The sequence below is a fragment of the Anaerocolumna sp. MB42-C2 genome, from assembly GCF_030913705.1.
Taxonomy (GTDB): Bacteria; Bacillota; Clostridia; order Lachnospirales; family Lachnospiraceae; genus Anaerocolumna.
The window spans coordinates 2,164,771-2,180,655 of the sequence record NZ_CP133190.1 but is presented as its reverse complement, the minus strand read 5'-3'; the positions used below and the strand labels follow the sequence as shown (position 1 = coordinate 2,180,655).

Sequence of the window (15,885 nt, the reverse complement as noted above, 5' to 3'; positions counted from 1 at the left end):
TGACTGTGGTAATCAATAATCGTCATAAAATTTGATAATAAATATTATAAATCTGACCGATATCAGTTCCCAGTTACCGGTCAGATTTTTTATTTGTATGAAATAAGTGTCAGTTTTTATCTGAATATATAGAAAAATAAGAGCATATTTACTATCTGAAAAAAATGTTATAGAATGGAAAAAACAAATGTGAAAAGAGAGGCAGAAGAATGGAAATAAACAGGATAAGCGGAAATCCAATAAAGAATAATCTGATTCGTAATTTGCCTTTATCGTCAAGATTACTATACTCATTTATCTTAATGGCTATTCTGCCTTTAATTATATCGGCAGGTATCTCATATTATGTGTCTAATAACGCAATAGAAAATAAAGTAAGCGATTACTCGGTGCAAACGATGAAAGCTGTGAACCAATTAATAGATTATGAATGTAATAAATATGAAAGGGTTGCAGACCTTATCTTAATTAATAAACAAGTCCAAAAGGGCATGAAACAATTTGTTAAAATGAATTATATTCAAAAAAATGAATTTGTTGCAGAAATGAATCAGGTTATGTCTAACTACATGTCAAACCAGCCGGATATCATGCAAATATATTTATTAGACGTTGACCATACGCCAATATATGATCAGGGATGGTTTTATTTTAGTCCGGATAAATTAAAGGAGATAATACAAAAGTCTAAGGACGGTAAGAATTGGCTGAGTATTACCGAGGCAAAAATGAATTATGTTATTTATACAAAACCAATAACAGACAGAAACAGAGAAAATATAATTGGTTATATCTCCATTCACATCAATCCGGATGCTTTTAATAATTGCTTTTCTAACATGAATCTGGGCGAAGATTCTAATTTGACAATTCTGGATGCAGAGGGAAATATTATACAAACACAGGAAACAGATGCCAAAGTAGGAAATCCGTTGGATATGGACTTATTCAGCTTATGTCAGCAAAAGAGAAAAAAGCCAATTATAACAAACTATAAAGTATCGAATAAAAAAAGTATAGTTATTTATGCACATGTCAAGGAACAGAACTTTACTACGATGCTGATTATATCAAATAAATACTTACGCTCTGTGAACAAGCCAATTACAATAGCTACGTTAATTTGTATTATAAGCGGTATCTTCTGCGCGATTATGGTATATAGACAGATGTGGAAAAGTATTAAGATACCGTTGGAAGGATTGGTAGAAGCGGTTGGAAAAGCAGCGGATAATAATTTTAATCAGTTTATCGTAGACGATAGTAAAGATGAATTAGGATATCTTGGAAGAACCTTCAGTCAGGTAACGAAGAAAATGCAGGAATTAATTATAGATAATAAGAAAGAACAAGGGAAAAAAAGAGAACTGGAATTAAATATGTTACAGGCACAGATTAATCCGCATTTTCTGTTTAATACCTTAAATTCACTCCGCTTTACAGCGATGATGAGCGGCGCTGGAAATGTCAGCAACGGACTGGCAGCATTATCGACCCTGTTGTCAAATACAATTATAGACAAACATCAGTTTATTACGGTTGAAAAGGAAATAGAGAATGTCAAAAGCTATATTGAAATACAGAAAATCAGGTATGGTGATATATTTACAGTGGATTATGAAATAGAGGAAGAATTATTCCAAAGTTATGTGATTAAGTTCCTGTTGCAGCCGATTGTAGAGAATGCGATTATACACGGTATGAATGAGGCGGTAACAACCAATAACATCCTAATCGAAATGAAGAGAGTCGGAGAAAATATACGACTGATAATTCAAGATAATGGAAAAGGGTTTGATGTTGAAGAATTGGAGAAGAAAGAAAACAAGAAGTCATTTTCGGGATTTGCAATATATAATGTAAAAGAAAGAATCAAATTGTGTTTTGGTAAGGATTATTTGTTTGAAATAGAGAGTAAAATCGGGGAAGGAACCACTGTTAGAATTGAATTTCCATATTTAACGGAAAACATAGAAGAAGAGAAGATGGGGGAATAAAAAATGAGAAAGATACCGGTATTATTTGTTGATGATGAGATGATAGTCAGAGTCGCATTGAATTCAATCGTCAATTGGAACGAGACAGAATTTGAAATTGCAGATACAGTTTCCAACGGAACGGAAGCTATGAAGTTCATAAGAAATAATAAGGTGTCTTTAATAGTGACTGATCTGAAAATGCCGGATATGGATGGCATTGAATTGGTGAAAAATTTACAGGAAATGGAGTTCCCGGGAAAAGTAATTATACTGACAAGTTATGGTGAATTTGAATATGCCAGACAAGCCATTCAGTATGGGGTGTCGGAATATTTATTAAAGTCGACATTTACGGCAGATTCCTTACTTGAGGCTATGAGAAAAGCAACAAAAGGGATGGAAGTTACGGAAAGACCGGAAAAAAAATATGAAGAGGAAGAGATGGATACTTTCGACCTTGATAGCATTCAGTCGTTTATGAATCATTTGAAAGAGGAATTATTTGGAATGTCTGAAATATTTGAGCAGGAATATTATGCATACTATATTTTAAAAAAAGGCAGACATACCATAAAAAATTTAAGCAATGATAAAGAAAATACAGGAACACCGGAGATGTTTGCAGGAATCATAAAGGAAGCGATTCCAAAAAGTAATCAGGTTGTTATAGCAGCATTAAATAACAGTGAAGCTATTATAATTGTCAAAGCGAAAGACAATGATATACTCGAAAGTTCATTTCCAAAGTTAAGAAACGCTGCCAATACCTATATGAATTGCAAGCTGGTAATTGTAAAAAGCAGTATTTTTTCAACCAGGGATCAGATGCAGATGTGTTTGCAAATAATACAGAAAGCATCCGGGCTTGTATTATATAAGGCATATCGTGATATTATTTTCCAGGAAGATTATAAGCAGTATGTAAATGAAATGCCAAAAAACAAATATTATGAGATTATAAGGATCTGTGATTGCGTTTTTATGAGCCGGAAAGAAGAAGCAATAAATAAAGTACAAAACTTGATAGGCAGTTTTCAACAAAATAAATATAAGGTTAAAGAAACAACACAATTAATTGAAAAAATGTGGGATTGTTTTTTAATATCCTGGTCTTTTTATTTTGAAGAAACAAAAGATATGGAAAAAATTATTAAAAAATATGGGAATATGGAAACACTGGAAGAGTTAGAACAGGTTCTTATTAAGTGGCTTGAGGATATTTTTAATAGTACGATTAAAATATCAAGTACCGATTACAGAAGTGAAGTAAAAGAAATAGTGGATTACATTCATGTTCATTTGAATGATAAAATAGTGATAGGAGATTTGACAAGAGTCGCAAATTTTACGAAAAACTATATCGGCAGATTGTTTAAAAACGAGGTTGGTGTTAATTTGATGACTTATATTAATATGTTGAAAATGGAACAGGCATTACATATTTTAGTGGATAAGAATATTATGGTTAAAGAAGTCGCAGGTAATCTTGGATATGAGGATCAATCTTACTTTAACCGGATATTTAACCGCTATTTTGGAAAAAATCCATCGGAAATAAAAATGTATTATGCTAATTTGTACAAATAATGTGAAGAAAAACACAAAAAAAATAATTGGAAAGAAAAAAAGTGTTGTAAAGTTCAAATATAAATCCAAATAGTTTATTTAATATGCACAAAACTATTGCTATACTGTTAACATATTAAAAAAACGTATTTAGGAGGAAAAGTTAATGAGAAAAAGTAAGAAATTGACTGCCTTGATGTGTGCACTTTTATTGGTAATAACAATAGCCGGCGGCTGTGCAAAAGTTGCAGATCAACCTCAGGCATCAGATCAGTCAGAAAGTACGGGAACAGCGACGGGAGAAACAGCAGGCAGTAAGGAATTGCACATTGCAGTATTCCAGGGCGGGTATGGGCGAGAAGTATGGGACACCCTGGCTAAAAATTTCGAAGCAGAGCACGAGGGTGTTACAGTAAATATTACTGCTAATCCTAAAATAGGAGATGTAATCCGTCCGCAAATTATGAGCGGTAACGCACCTGATTTAATCTATTTAGCTTCAACAAATGAATCCGGTATCTTACAATCCTTAATACAAGATAAACAACTGGAAAATCTGGATGATATTTTCACAGAGGATATGAAAGCCAAATTTATTGATGGAACCTTAAGTGCTCCTACCATTGCACCTTATGGGGACGGAAAGATTTATGCGGCGCCATTGTTCTATAGCACCATGGGATTATTTTATAATAAAACATTATTTAAAGAGAATGGCTTTGAAGTTCCTAAAACCTGGGATGAATTCTTTGCATTAGGCGATGCTGCTAAGAAAAAAGGTATTGCATTATTTACCTATGCTGCTGCGAATGATCCGTCTTATAATGAAATCGTGATGAGCCCGGCAATCGCATCAGCAGGCGGAGAACAATTGTTAGCGGATTGTTTTAATTACAAAAAAGGTGCCTGGAGTTCGGATGCAGTTAAAAAAGTATTTGGAATCTATGACAAGATGGCAAAAGGCGGCTATTTATTAGATGGAACACTTGCAATGACACATACGCAGTCACAGGAACAATTTTTACAGAATAAAGCATTATTTATCCCAAATGGCAATTGGCTGGAAAATGAGATGAAAGAGACACCAAGAGCGGATGGTTTTGAATTCGGTTTTACCGGAATCCCTGTTTTTGATGAGAGTGATACACCTTGTGTATGGTCTAATATTGAAGAAATCTATATTCCTTCACAAGCAAAAGAAATTGATTTGGCAAAGGAATTCATGAAATTCTTATATACAGATGAAAGTATCAAATTATTTGCAGAGAATGTAGGATCGATTCCTCCGATTCAGGGTGCAGCTGATCTTGTAAAAGATAAATTAAGTGATTCCGTATACGAGACCTATACCATACCGGAAAAAGGGTTTACACCTGTAACAGGAGCTTTTGCTATGACGCAGCAATCTGTGATCAGTATCAGGGATGATTTATACAATAATCTTAATAGTATTATGGCTGGAGAACAGACTGTCGATGGGTGGTCTGCTAAGCTGGAAGAAGATGCGGGAATTCTGTCTGAGGATTTATTAAAATAATAAGTGATAAGGATGAGAAAAATGTTAAGCAAAACCCAGAGTAAAGCTGACAAGTTATCGAAATCTAATCACCAGAGAAATGTATTTATTGCTTGGTGCACCATACCTACAGTTGTTCTTTTCTGTATCTTTATGGTGTACCCAACGATAAATGTATTTTATATGTCGCTCTTTCAGATGAGCAATTTGTCGTTGGATAAGAAGTTTGTTGGATTAAAAAATTTTAGCACTTTATTACAGGATGATAAGTTTTGGCAGGTTTTTCGTAACTCATTATTTTTTATTATTGTAGTAACTGCGATTACAATTACGATTGCATTATTCTTCGCAGCAATATTAAATCAATGTAAGTTAAAAGAAAAACCATTTTATCAGACCGTATTTTTCTTCCCTAATGTTTTATCCTTAGTTGTAATCAGTACGTTATTTATTCAGATCTATGATCCTACAAAAGGTATCTTATCTGCGACCTTGAAGCTCCTCTTTGGAACAGGTAATCATGCCTGGCTTGGAGAAAGCGGATCAGCCAGATGGTGTATTGTTGCGGCAATGGTTTGGCAGGCAGTTGGTTATTATATGGTAATGTATATTGCAGGTATGGATGGAATACCAAAAGATATCTATGAAGTAGCTGATTTGGAGGGAATGTCAAAATTTAAACAGTTTTTTGTGATTACAATACCGCTTTTGTGGGAGATAATCCGGGTAACTATTGTATTTTTTATTATATCTACAATTAATATGAGTTTTGTATTTGTAAAAGTAATGACACCGACAGGCGGACCGGATGGAGGAACAGAAGTGTTTCTTACCTATATGTATAAGCAGGCATTTACCAATTCTAATTTTGGCTATGCGATGACAGTGGGTACTTTTATATTTCTATTTTCATTTGCACTGGCGTTAGTTAGTAACAGATTAACTGAAAAAGAGACAATCGAATATTAGGGAGGCAGCGAATGAAAAGAATGAAAAAAAATCAATCTGTCATTCAATGGAAAAATGCATTCACCCGCTGCATATTAATTGCATTTACAGTGATTGTTTTGCTCCCTATTGTATGGACAGTATATACTTCCTTTAAAACAAGCAGAGAATTTTTGCAAAATCCGTGGGTTTTGCCATCAGGTTTACATTGGCAAAATTATATGAATGCGCTAGAAAAAGGGAATATGATTGCGTATTTCAAGAACTCTGTTTTCGTGACGATTTTAGGTTTGGTTTTTCTTATGGTGTTAGCAGTGCCGACAGCGTACGTAACAAGCAGATTTAAATTTCGTTTTTCAAAAGCGGTTAGCATACTTTTTATGAGCGGATTATTTGTGAGTCAGAATTATATTGTGGTACCAATATTCTTATCCCTTAATAATTTACAGAGATATCTGAATCAATATGTTGTTTTCCAACATGTACAGCTTACGAATAATCTTATTATTATGGCATTGATCTATGCTGTTTGTGCACTTCCCTTTACGATTTATTTGTTAAGCGGATTCCTAAAGAGTATTCCCCATGAATATGAGAATGCTGCAAAAATAGATGGAAGCAGTTACGTCAAAACATTAATTTATGTCATCATACCAATGGCAAAACCAGCCATGATTACAGTTCTTTTGTTTAATTTTATGGGATATTGGAATGAATATATTATGGCGACAACATTAATGCAGGAAGAAAAATGGACCTTACCGGTAGGCCTGGCGAATCTTATGGAACAACAGAAGTTCGCGACGGATTGGGGCGCAATGTTTGCCGGGATGGTAATTGTCATGCTGCCAACGATGATTTTATATACCCTTGTACAACGCAAACTGACAGAAGGTATCAGCATGGGAGGACTTAAGGGATAACCCGGAAAGAGGAGATGTCACAATGATGAAAGGACTAAAAATTGTTACGATTGGCGGAGGTTCAAGTTATACACCGGAATTAATAGAAGGATTTATCAATCGATATGATAAATTACCGGTTAGTGAGTTATGGCTGGTAGATATTGAAGCAGGAAGAGAAAAGCTTGAGATTACGGCAGATTTGGCAAGGAGAATGATTAAACGGGCCGGAGTGCCGATTACCTTACATACGACACTTGATAGAAGAGAGGCACTGTCCGGAGCTGATTTTGTAACAACGCAAATGAGAATCGGACAATTGGAGGCGAGAATAAAAGATGAAAGAATCCCAATCAGCCACGGTTTGCTTGGACAGGAGACGAACGGTGCCGGCGGACTTTTTAAGGGATTACGGACAATACCGGTGATTTTAGATATTTGTAAAGATATAAGGGAGTTATGTCCTGATGCATGGCTGATTAATTTTACCAATCCGGTGGGAATGGTTACAGAAGCAGTTTACCGTTATGGGGTACACGATAAGGTAATTGGTCTTTGTAATGTACCGATTGGAATGGAAAAGAGCATAGCTGAGATTTTACAAAAAGACCAGAAAGAAATATTTGTCACTTTTGCGGGTTTAAACCATATGGTTTATGCCAATCATGTTTATGAAAATGGTGTGGATGTAATACAGAAAGTAATGGATAATTGGGGTGAACAAAGCGTACAGAATATTCAGGCACTTGAGTGGGACAGCCACTTTGTAAAAGCCCTTGGTGCAATTCCATGTCCTTATCACAGATATTTTTATATGAGTAAAGAGACACTGGAAGAAGAAAAAGAAAAATATGCACAGCACGGAACCAGAGCAGAACAGGTTCAAAAAATAGAAGAAGAATTGTTTGCACTTTATAAGAATCCGGACTTAGATATAAAACCAAAGCAATTGGAACAAAGAGGCGGAGCTTATTACTCTGATGCGGCATGCAATTTAATATGTTCTATTTACAACGATACGAGAGATATTCAGGTTGTGAATACTTACAATCATGGAGCAATTGATTTTATCGGCTATAATGAGGCGGTTGAGATCAGCTGTATTATAACGAAAAATGGACCGATACCAATTGCGGCAGGTGATTTACCGAAGTCGGTACATGGTCTGGTAAGTCAGATCAAGTCTTTTGAGGTAGCCGGTGCAGAGGCTGCTGTAACGGGTGACTATGATAAAACATTGATGGCATTAATGATTAATCCACTGGTTGCCTCTCAGACAGAAGCAAGGATAGTATTAGATGAGTTATTGGAGGCACACAAAGAATTTCTACCCCAGTTTTTCCGAAACAAGAAACTACGATAATATAATAACTACGATCTGTAATTGTTGATAAAGTCAGCTGTTTATTATTGACTCTGTATCTGAATCTGGTGATTTCAGCATTTATTAGCGGAAATTAATTATCTATTACATTTGAATCCTTAATTATGCCAAAATCATAAAAATAAAGAGATATCATAAAAGCTGGTAAGATTTTAAATCTTATCAGCTTTTATGATATCACACCCTACATTAGACCACAGAGTTAAAAGTTATGGAAGAAAAAGAGCTTTAAGCAGGATATCAGAAGACCTAAAAATAGGAGATATTTGGAGGAAGCAGATTTTAATATAGAATTAATTGATATAATTTTAAATTGTCTGTATAATTACATTAGAAAAATTGTCGAAAGGAGTAATTATGGGAACAGCACCAGGGATCAGACCACAAGATTTATCTGAGAATGAGGAAATTAAGTCCACGGAGCTTACCGATATAACTGCAGATGAGAAAAAGGAATCAAAGATGCAGTTTCAGTCAAATAGGAATTACCTCACTATCAGTATTTATGCACTTTTTGTTATAGTAACGGGGGCTTTTATCATTTATTCCTTTGTAAATATGAAACAGACAAAATTGGTTATTTCGGATTTTTTGAATACCATATCCCCCTTTTTAGCTGCTTTCTTGATTGCCTTTATAATTAATCCATTGGTATTAAAACTCCAGGATTTTTCTTTGAAGGTTTTAAGGATAAAATCCAGAGCGGCAAGAGCCTTTTTATCAATATTTATTTCTTATCTGTTAGTCATTGGAGGTTTAACCATTACAATCTTATATGTGACCCCACAGCTCATTCAGAGTATTTCTGATATTGTTTCAAAACAATCCTTAATTTATGATGAAATTACAAAATGGATCTCCGGTTTATATGAGAGATATCCAGATTTAAATCTAGGGGCAGTCGTTACGTATATTGATAAAATGGTACCGGATTTAATCGGCAGGGGAACAGAGGTACTAAGTAATATGATACCGAAATTATACTTATTATCCATATCATTAATTAAAATGTTCGTTAATATTCTGCTCTCCATTGTTATTTCCTGTTATATGATACTGGATAAGAAAAATCTGAGGTATAATGCCAAGCGGTTTATTTATTCTATTATGCCCTCGGACAGGGCAAAAGGGTTCATACAGACGGGGAAAGACTGTGCCGATATTTTTAATAAATTTATTGTAGGTAAAATGATTGATTCCCTGTTGATTGGCATAATATGCGTGATATTAATGATCTTACTCAGACTGCCATATCCCATATTAATGAGTGTCATTGTTGGGATAACCAATATGATACCTTATTTTGGGCCATTTATCGGTGCAGTTCCGGGGGTTGTAATTTATCTTTTTCTTAATCCGATTCAATGTCTGATTTTTATCGTTATGATATTAATTCTTCAGCAGTTTGACGGATTGTATCTGGGGCCTAGAATTCTGGGGGAATCAACAGGGTTAAAGCCTCTCTGGATCATATTTGCCATTACCTTAGGCGGCGCTTATGCGGGAGTAATAGGGATGTTTTTAGCGGTTCCCGTAATAGCCGTATTTACCTACCTGCTGGACAAATTTATAAAAAGACGATTGGAACAGAAAAATATTAGCATACAAAGGGACAAGGATTAAACAAAAAGGGATCTTATTTGTGGCAATATCGCAGACGGGTCTGCGATATGCAATGGGTGTAAAATATGAATATAAAGCAGAGATTTGAAAGAATAAAGTTTCAAAAGAAAATTCTGATCGCTAATTTGGTCTTATTTGTAGTCCCTTGTATTATTTTGAGTATCATACTTTTTAATTCCATACAAGGTGCGGCGAATCAGCAGATAAATGAGTCAAGGCTTGTTATTTTAAATCAGATAAATAATAATCTGGATGATATGTTTGATCAAATTGTTTTATACTCAAGATATTTTCAATGTAATCGTGAAGTAAATAAAATAGTATCTAAAACTAATTACAAAAGTGAATATGATAAGTTAAAGGCTAAGAGTTCGGTACGGCAATTTTTTGAAACCAGCAGTATTGTTTATAATAGTTTCGAATATAATATGCAGATTATGTGTAGCAGCGGATATAACTATTCTTCAACTGATGACAGGTCAATCGATATTTCTTATCCCGATTTGCATAAATTAGAGCAGGAACCCTGGTATACGAAGCTGAAAAAGGAAGATAACAGGATCGCATATATTTCTACCTGGAAGAGTACGGAATTTTCAGCCATGAAGAATGAAAATGCGATTCAGGCTATCTGCCTTATTAAGAATCTGAACAGTGGGCGGGTTGTGGGTTTGATGAATATAGACCTAAGTCAGAAGATGCTGGATCTGATACTTAAGAGAGGTCTTCAAAACAAACATCAGCAAGTCTTTCTAATGGATGATACCGGGAAGGTAATTTCCAGTACCAAAGAGGAAACAATCGGTGAGCGAATTACTTCTCAGATTTATCTTAAAAAGTTACATGATAATGTATACGGGTATTTCAGGGATAAAATAGACGGAAAAATATCTCAGATCTGTTTTGTTACGAATGGAACCACAGGTTGGAAATTAGTATTATATGATGATGGTAAGTCTGCATTGTTAGCGGGAAATAGTTTGCTCTTATTTATGGTAATGGCTTCCATTGCTTATTTATTGCTGGCTATGGTTATGACTGTCTTTAATTCCAAGTATATCAGCAGACCTTTACAAAAATTAAAAAAAGATATGAAATTAGTTTATAAAGGTGATTTGAGTGTTCGTACGGAAGTAGAAGCCATGGATGAATTCGGAGAACTGAGTCTTCAATTTAATAAAATGATTGGGCGGATCGAAGAATTAATCGGGCGACTGGAAAAAAATAAGGAGGAACAGCGGCTCCTTGAATTAAGAGCTCTTCAGGCGCAGATCAATCCTCATTTTCTTTATAATACTCTGGCGTCGATCCGGTTCCTTGTTGAAATGGGAATGTCGGAAAAAGCGGAACAGTCTTTGCTGGCTTTCGTACAGCTGCTGAAAAGAACCTATTCGGATCAGCGAAAACTGGTACCGATTAAAGATGAAATCATAGCGATCGAAAACTACCTCATATTAATGCAGAACAGGTACCAGGACATGTTTACCTGGGAAATACAAATAGATCCTGAGATCGAAAAGTATGGAATACCCAAGATTTCAATACAGCCTTTGGTAGAAAATGCAATTCTCCATGGATTTAGCGGAAATGAAAGAACGGGACATATTCGTATCACAGGTTACAGGAAAGATGATATTATAATCAGTGTTATTGATGACGGAGTTGGAGGAAATTTAGAAAAAATACATAAAATACTGGAATCAAAAGAAACAGAACAGGTAAGCGAACGCTTTAACGGGATTGGATTACAGAATATTGAGCAGCGGTTGAAGCTGATGTTCGGGGAAAGCTATGGCCTCTCAGTAAAAACATCGGAATGGGGCGGGATACAGGTTGATATTCATATACCTGTGGTTTCGATAGAACAGGAAAGTAATTAAAGATTATGGGAAAAGGTATAACAAACAGGAAAAGGTTTATTAAGCGGAAAGAGTGATTATGTGAGAATTATTATTGTGGATGATGAAAGCATAACCAGGCAGTGGGTAAAAACGAAAATTGAAAAAATTGATTTGAATTATCATGTTGTAGGTGAATTTGCGAATGGAAAACAGGCCTTGGAATACTGTGCAAAAAATAAAGTTGATGTGATTTTTACGGATATCCGTATGGCAACTATGGATGGTTTGGAATTCTTAAGTGAAGTCAGAAAATTGAATTTGAATGCATACAAAATTATATTAAGTGCTTACGATGAATTCTATTATGCCAGGCAGGCTATGAAACTGGGAGCTCATGAATTTGTGCTAAAACCTGAAATTACAAAAGAGAGTATAAGTGAAATTTTAAGAGAAGCAAAAATATATTTAGAGAACGTAAGCAGAGAAGAGAATATTTCCGAAGAGCAGTACACTCCGGAAACATATCTGGTTCAATTGCTGGAACGCAGTGGGTATCAAAAAGAAGAAGACTTAAGACAGGAATTTAAAGAAAAAGGGATCCTTTTGGATTCATCCGAACTTGTAGTTAGTGTGGTTTCTTTTCCGAAGGGGTTGGACAATGAAAATGTTTTGGAGATTATCCGATTATTTTTTAAAGACAAAGCAGTAAAGAGTTATTGCTTTTTATGGGAAAAGCAGGATTTTGTCATTCTATATAACAGTAGTATAAAAACAGAGCGGGAGGAATCAGCCTGGGAGCTGGCTGAAGTTTTGTATAAGAATATCGGAACGGAAAGTTATATGGGCTTCAGCAATATAGGGAAAGATTTTCATAATATTCCGGATTTATTCAGACAGGCTTCTGATGCCAGAGATAACCGTATCTTTTATGGGATGTATGGAGTTCAGCTCTATGACAGGATGGTTGTTCGTATGGAAAAGGATTCACAGGATCTTTATTATAACCGGGAGATAAAAGAAATCACGGATTGTTTTGAAAAAGGTAAATTTAATGAAGTAAAAGAAGGTACGGTTAAATTATTTACTCTGATTCAACAAAATAATGCACTTTATCCGGCGTACATAAAAGCTATTTGTGTTGAAATTTTATCCGCTTATATTCAAAAAATAAGAAAACATTCTCTTAATTCAGAATATGAAGAAGGAATGCGAACGATAGAAAAATTAATAGGCAATGACAATGAAAGATATACGCTGGAGGATCTAAAAAAGTACACATTAGAAGCACAGGATTATTTTTCAAATATTTTAGAAAATAAACGGAAAATGCGATGCTTTTCCGTACCGGTACAGGATATTATAAACTATGTGGAGAATAATTTTTCTAAGAGAATATCGATGGAAGAAATAGCAGATCAGGTACATTTGAATAAAACCTATATATCTGTTTTATTTAAAAAGGAAACGGATGAGAACTTCAGCGATTTTTTGCAAAGGATACGTCTTGAAAATTCCTGCAGGCTTTTAACCAAGACCCGTTTACCAATTCAGGAAATAGCAGAACAATCCGGCTTTTTTGATGCGGCATATTTTTCAAGGGTATTTAAAGAAAAATATGCCCTGACTCCTGTCGAATATAGAAGGTTGAAGATAAAATAATACAAGAAATATAAAAAATGTCCAATTAAAAAGGAATTATAATAATAAAATGTGGTTTCCTATACTAAATTTAGTAAAATAAACAAACAGAGTGCAAAGATATGTTAACAGAAGACATAGTGCTTTCACTCTGTTTTTTTTATAATTAAGATATCTTAATAAATGGAGGAAACATATGAAAAGAAAACTAGCATTACTATGTATCATGATTATGGGGATGGTCATCACATTTGGTTTGACAGGATGTTCCGGTAACGGAACGGAAAAACTGGTGTCCGAGGGGAATACAGGTAAGAGTGAACCGGGGAATAAAACACATTTAATATTTCTTAGAAATGGAACAGAAAGTGATAAAAAAGCATATTGGAACAAAATGATAGAAAGATTTCAGAAAGAAAATCCGGATATTGAAATCGAATATCAGGAGAGCCCCACTGGAGATGATTTTGAAACAAAACTGAATGTTGGGTTTGCATCGGGAACCGCACCTGACATAATAAATTTTACCATGGCTTCCATGGGAACCCGGGTACCGTTAGGACAGTATGCGTCATTGGATGAGTATGTGAAAGATTGGGAGGGTACAAAAGATTTCATGGAAAATGCTTTGAATTTAGGCAAAATTAATGGAGTAACCTATGGAATTCCTGTATTTCCAGATCCCCGGATCTTGATATACAATAAAGAATTATTTGAGAAAGCGGGTTTAGATCCTGAAACTCCGCCAACCACCTGGGATGAATTATTAGATTATCATAAGAAACTGGTTAAGAAAGATGGTGACACTGTAGTTCAAACAGGATTTGCTATGCCTACTTCCGGCAGTTCTATGCAGCATTATTTTTCTATTTTTATGGAGGAAAATGGTGTTAAAAATCTGGTAGATGAAGATGATAATACGATTCTTTGCAACACTCCTGAAGCAATTGAAGCAGCAGAATTTATGAAACAAATTAAAGATGCTGGAATTATCTCCTGGGATTGCAGCAATGGCGAACAGAATCCATTTGGAACAGGTCTTGCGGCAATGACAATAGGAACGGATCAAGACTTTAAGAAATGGGAAGCTAGTGGATTAAAAGGAAAAATTGCAATGGCAGCACCGCTTAAAAATACGAAGCAGGCAACTTTCTGCGGAATGAGCTTTATGTTTATGAGCGGTGAAACAGAAAAGAAAGATGCAGTTTGGAAATTTATCGAATATGTATCAAATGCGGAGAATATGTGGACCCGGTATGAGGATCTTGGAACCACTCCTGTTAGAAAATCTCTGGAAAATAAATTTGTCGCAGCGGATCCGAAAAATAATGCCATAATTTTTGATTCTATCAATTGCGGTACCGGGTCACCCAAAGTAGCATATGCCAACTCCGTATATAATATTATTAATGATTCAATGGAAAGAATTATGTATGAAGTTGATACACCGGAAAATGTACTTAATGCTGCAGCAAAAAGCATTCAGGAAGAAGTTGACAACCAGTAAAACAATAAATATACGGCGGGGAGTAAATGAGAACTTCCCACCGTGTTATGAAGGGGAAAACCAATGAATGATACAACAGCTGTTATGCGATTAAGAGAAGCCAGGAAAAAATACGACAAATGTTCATATTTGATGATTTTACCAGCATATTTGATCTTTACAATTTTTATTTTGATTCCAATCGTAATTGTCATTTATTATAGCATCACAAATTTTAATTTATACTCAAAACCAGATATCGTAGGCTTAAAAAATTATCTTAATCTGTTTCAGGATAATGATTTTCTCATAGCAATTAAAAATACTATGGTTTATACATTAGCGACTTTGTTTCCTCAATTGGCTTTAGGACTTTTATTAGCGCTTATGCTGTACAGAAAATCAATATTAATACCGATTTTCAGGACAGCATTTTACTTGCCCAATGTAATGTCCATGGTGTGTATGTCTATGGTATGGTTATGGATTTATGATCCTACCTTTGGACTGTTTAACGTGATATTAAAAAGTCTGGGGTATTCGGCAAAACAGTGGCTCCAAGATCCTGATATGGCTATGTTCTGCGTGGTTCTTATGAGTATTTGGAAAAGCTGCGGTTATTCTATGGTGATATTCTTATCCGGATTAACGTCTATTCCGGAGTCACTCTATGAAGCCGCATCCCTAGACGGGTCAAATGCTGTCAGAAAGTTTCTGTATATTACCTGGCCTATGCTGCGTCCGACTACATTCTTTTTGCTGGTGACCGGAATTGTAAACAGCTTTTCGGTTTTTGAGCAGATTAATATAATGACCGGCGGCGGACCATTAAACAGGACAACGACTATAGTACATCAGATTTACAGAAGAGGTTTTTTGGAGTTTAAGATGGGTTATGCCAGTGCTATGTCAGTAACATTGCTTTTGTTTTCTGTTATAATCACAATTTGTGTATTTAAGTTCGGTAGCAATGGGCAGGATGTGGATATATCATAAGTGGAG

11 protein-coding genes are annotated in these 15,885 nt (G+C 35.1%); all 11 read left to right on the top strand.

What is annotated here, in order from left to right:
- Positions 1-209: 209 nt before the first annotated feature.
- The 11 genes from RBU59_RS09685 (at position 210) to RBU59_RS09635 (ending at position 15,879) form a co-directional block, all read left to right on the top strand.
- The gene (locus RBU59_RS09685; RefSeq protein ID WP_308147676.1) at positions 210-1,997 is read left to right on the top strand and encodes a sensor histidine kinase; all 1,788 of its coding nucleotides are present in this window, start codon (positions 210-212) and stop codon (positions 1,995-1,997) included.
- A 3-nt stretch (positions 1,998-2,000) separates the two neighbouring features.
- The gene (locus RBU59_RS09680) at positions 2,001-3,566 is read left to right on the top strand and encodes a response regulator transcription factor (protein ID WP_308147675.1); all 1,566 of its coding nucleotides are present in this window, start codon (positions 2,001-2,003) and stop codon (positions 3,564-3,566) included.
- Positions 3,567-3,711: 145 nt separating this feature from the next.
- Positions 3,712-5,082, top strand: a complete 1,371-nt coding sequence (locus RBU59_RS09675) for a carbohydrate ABC transporter substrate-binding protein (RefSeq protein WP_308147674.1) — start codon at positions 3,712-3,714, stop codon at positions 5,080-5,082.
- A gap of 21 nt (positions 5,083-5,103) precedes the next feature.
- On the top strand, positions 5,104-6,030 hold the full coding sequence (locus RBU59_RS09670) for a carbohydrate ABC transporter permease (protein WP_308147673.1): 927 nt from the start codon (positions 5,104-5,106) through the stop codon (positions 6,028-6,030).
- Positions 6,031-6,041: 11 nt separating this feature from the next.
- Positions 6,042-6,932, top strand: coding sequence for a carbohydrate ABC transporter permease (locus RBU59_RS09665; RefSeq protein ID WP_308147672.1), 891 nt, complete (start codon positions 6,042-6,044; stop codon positions 6,930-6,932).
- A 22-nt stretch (positions 6,933-6,954) separates the two neighbouring features.
- Entirely contained in the window at positions 6,955-8,274 is a 1,320-nt protein-coding gene (locus RBU59_RS09660) for a 6-phospho-beta-glucosidase (protein ID WP_308147671.1), read from the top strand.
- A 378-nt stretch (positions 8,275-8,652) separates the two neighbouring features.
- Positions 8,653-9,918 (top strand): AI-2E family transporter, encoded by a 1,266-nt coding sequence (locus tag RBU59_RS09655; RefSeq protein WP_308147670.1) that lies wholly within the window; start codon positions 8,653-8,655, stop codon positions 9,916-9,918.
- Between the two features lie 65 nt (positions 9,919-9,983).
- On the top strand, positions 9,984-11,798 hold the full coding sequence (locus tag RBU59_RS09650) for a sensor histidine kinase (RefSeq protein ID WP_308147669.1): 1,815 nt from the start codon (positions 9,984-9,986) through the stop codon (positions 11,796-11,798).
- A gap of 60 nt (positions 11,799-11,858) precedes the next feature.
- Positions 11,859-13,418, top strand: a complete 1,560-nt coding sequence (locus RBU59_RS09645; RefSeq protein WP_308147668.1) for a response regulator transcription factor — start codon at positions 11,859-11,861, stop codon at positions 13,416-13,418.
- 175 nt (positions 13,419-13,593) lie between these two features.
- Positions 13,594-14,904, top strand: coding sequence for an ABC transporter substrate-binding protein (locus tag RBU59_RS09640; RefSeq protein WP_308147667.1), 1,311 nt, complete (start codon positions 13,594-13,596; stop codon positions 14,902-14,904).
- Positions 14,905-14,967: 63 nt separating this feature from the next.
- Positions 14,968-15,879: a carbohydrate ABC transporter permease gene (locus RBU59_RS09635; RefSeq protein ID WP_308147666.1), complete on the top strand. Its 912-nt coding sequence runs from the start codon at positions 14,968-14,970 to the stop codon at positions 15,877-15,879.
- Positions 15,880-15,885: the final 6 nt, after the last annotated feature.

Bases quoted from the DNA above. Each gene is read 5' to 3' on its own strand.
- RBU59_RS09685 (WP_308147676.1), top strand. From the start codon at position 210: ATGGAAATAAACAGGATAAGCGGAAATCCAATAAAGAATAATCTGATT.
- RBU59_RS09680 (WP_308147675.1), top strand. From the start codon at position 2,001: ATGAGAAAGATACCGGTATTATTTGTTGATGATGAGATGATAGTCAGA.
- RBU59_RS09675 (WP_308147674.1), top strand. From the start codon at position 3,712: ATGAGAAAAAGTAAGAAATTGACTGCCTTGATGTGTGCACTTTTATTG.
- RBU59_RS09670 (WP_308147673.1), top strand. From the start codon at position 5,104: ATGTTAAGCAAAACCCAGAGTAAAGCTGACAAGTTATCGAAATCTAAT.
- RBU59_RS09665 (WP_308147672.1), top strand. From the start codon at position 6,042: ATGAAAAGAATGAAAAAAAATCAATCTGTCATTCAATGGAAAAATGCA.
- RBU59_RS09660 (WP_308147671.1), top strand. From the start codon at position 6,955: ATGATGAAAGGACTAAAAATTGTTACGATTGGCGGAGGTTCAAGTTAT.
- RBU59_RS09655 (WP_308147670.1), top strand. From the start codon at position 8,653: ATGGGAACAGCACCAGGGATCAGACCACAAGATTTATCTGAGAATGAG.
- RBU59_RS09650 (WP_308147669.1), top strand. From the start codon at position 9,984: ATGAATATAAAGCAGAGATTTGAAAGAATAAAGTTTCAAAAGAAAATT.
- RBU59_RS09640 (WP_308147667.1), top strand. From the start codon at position 13,594: ATGAAAAGAAAACTAGCATTACTATGTATCATGATTATGGGGATGGTC.
- RBU59_RS09635 (WP_308147666.1), top strand. From the start codon at position 14,968: ATGAATGATACAACAGCTGTTATGCGATTAAGAGAAGCCAGGAAAAAA.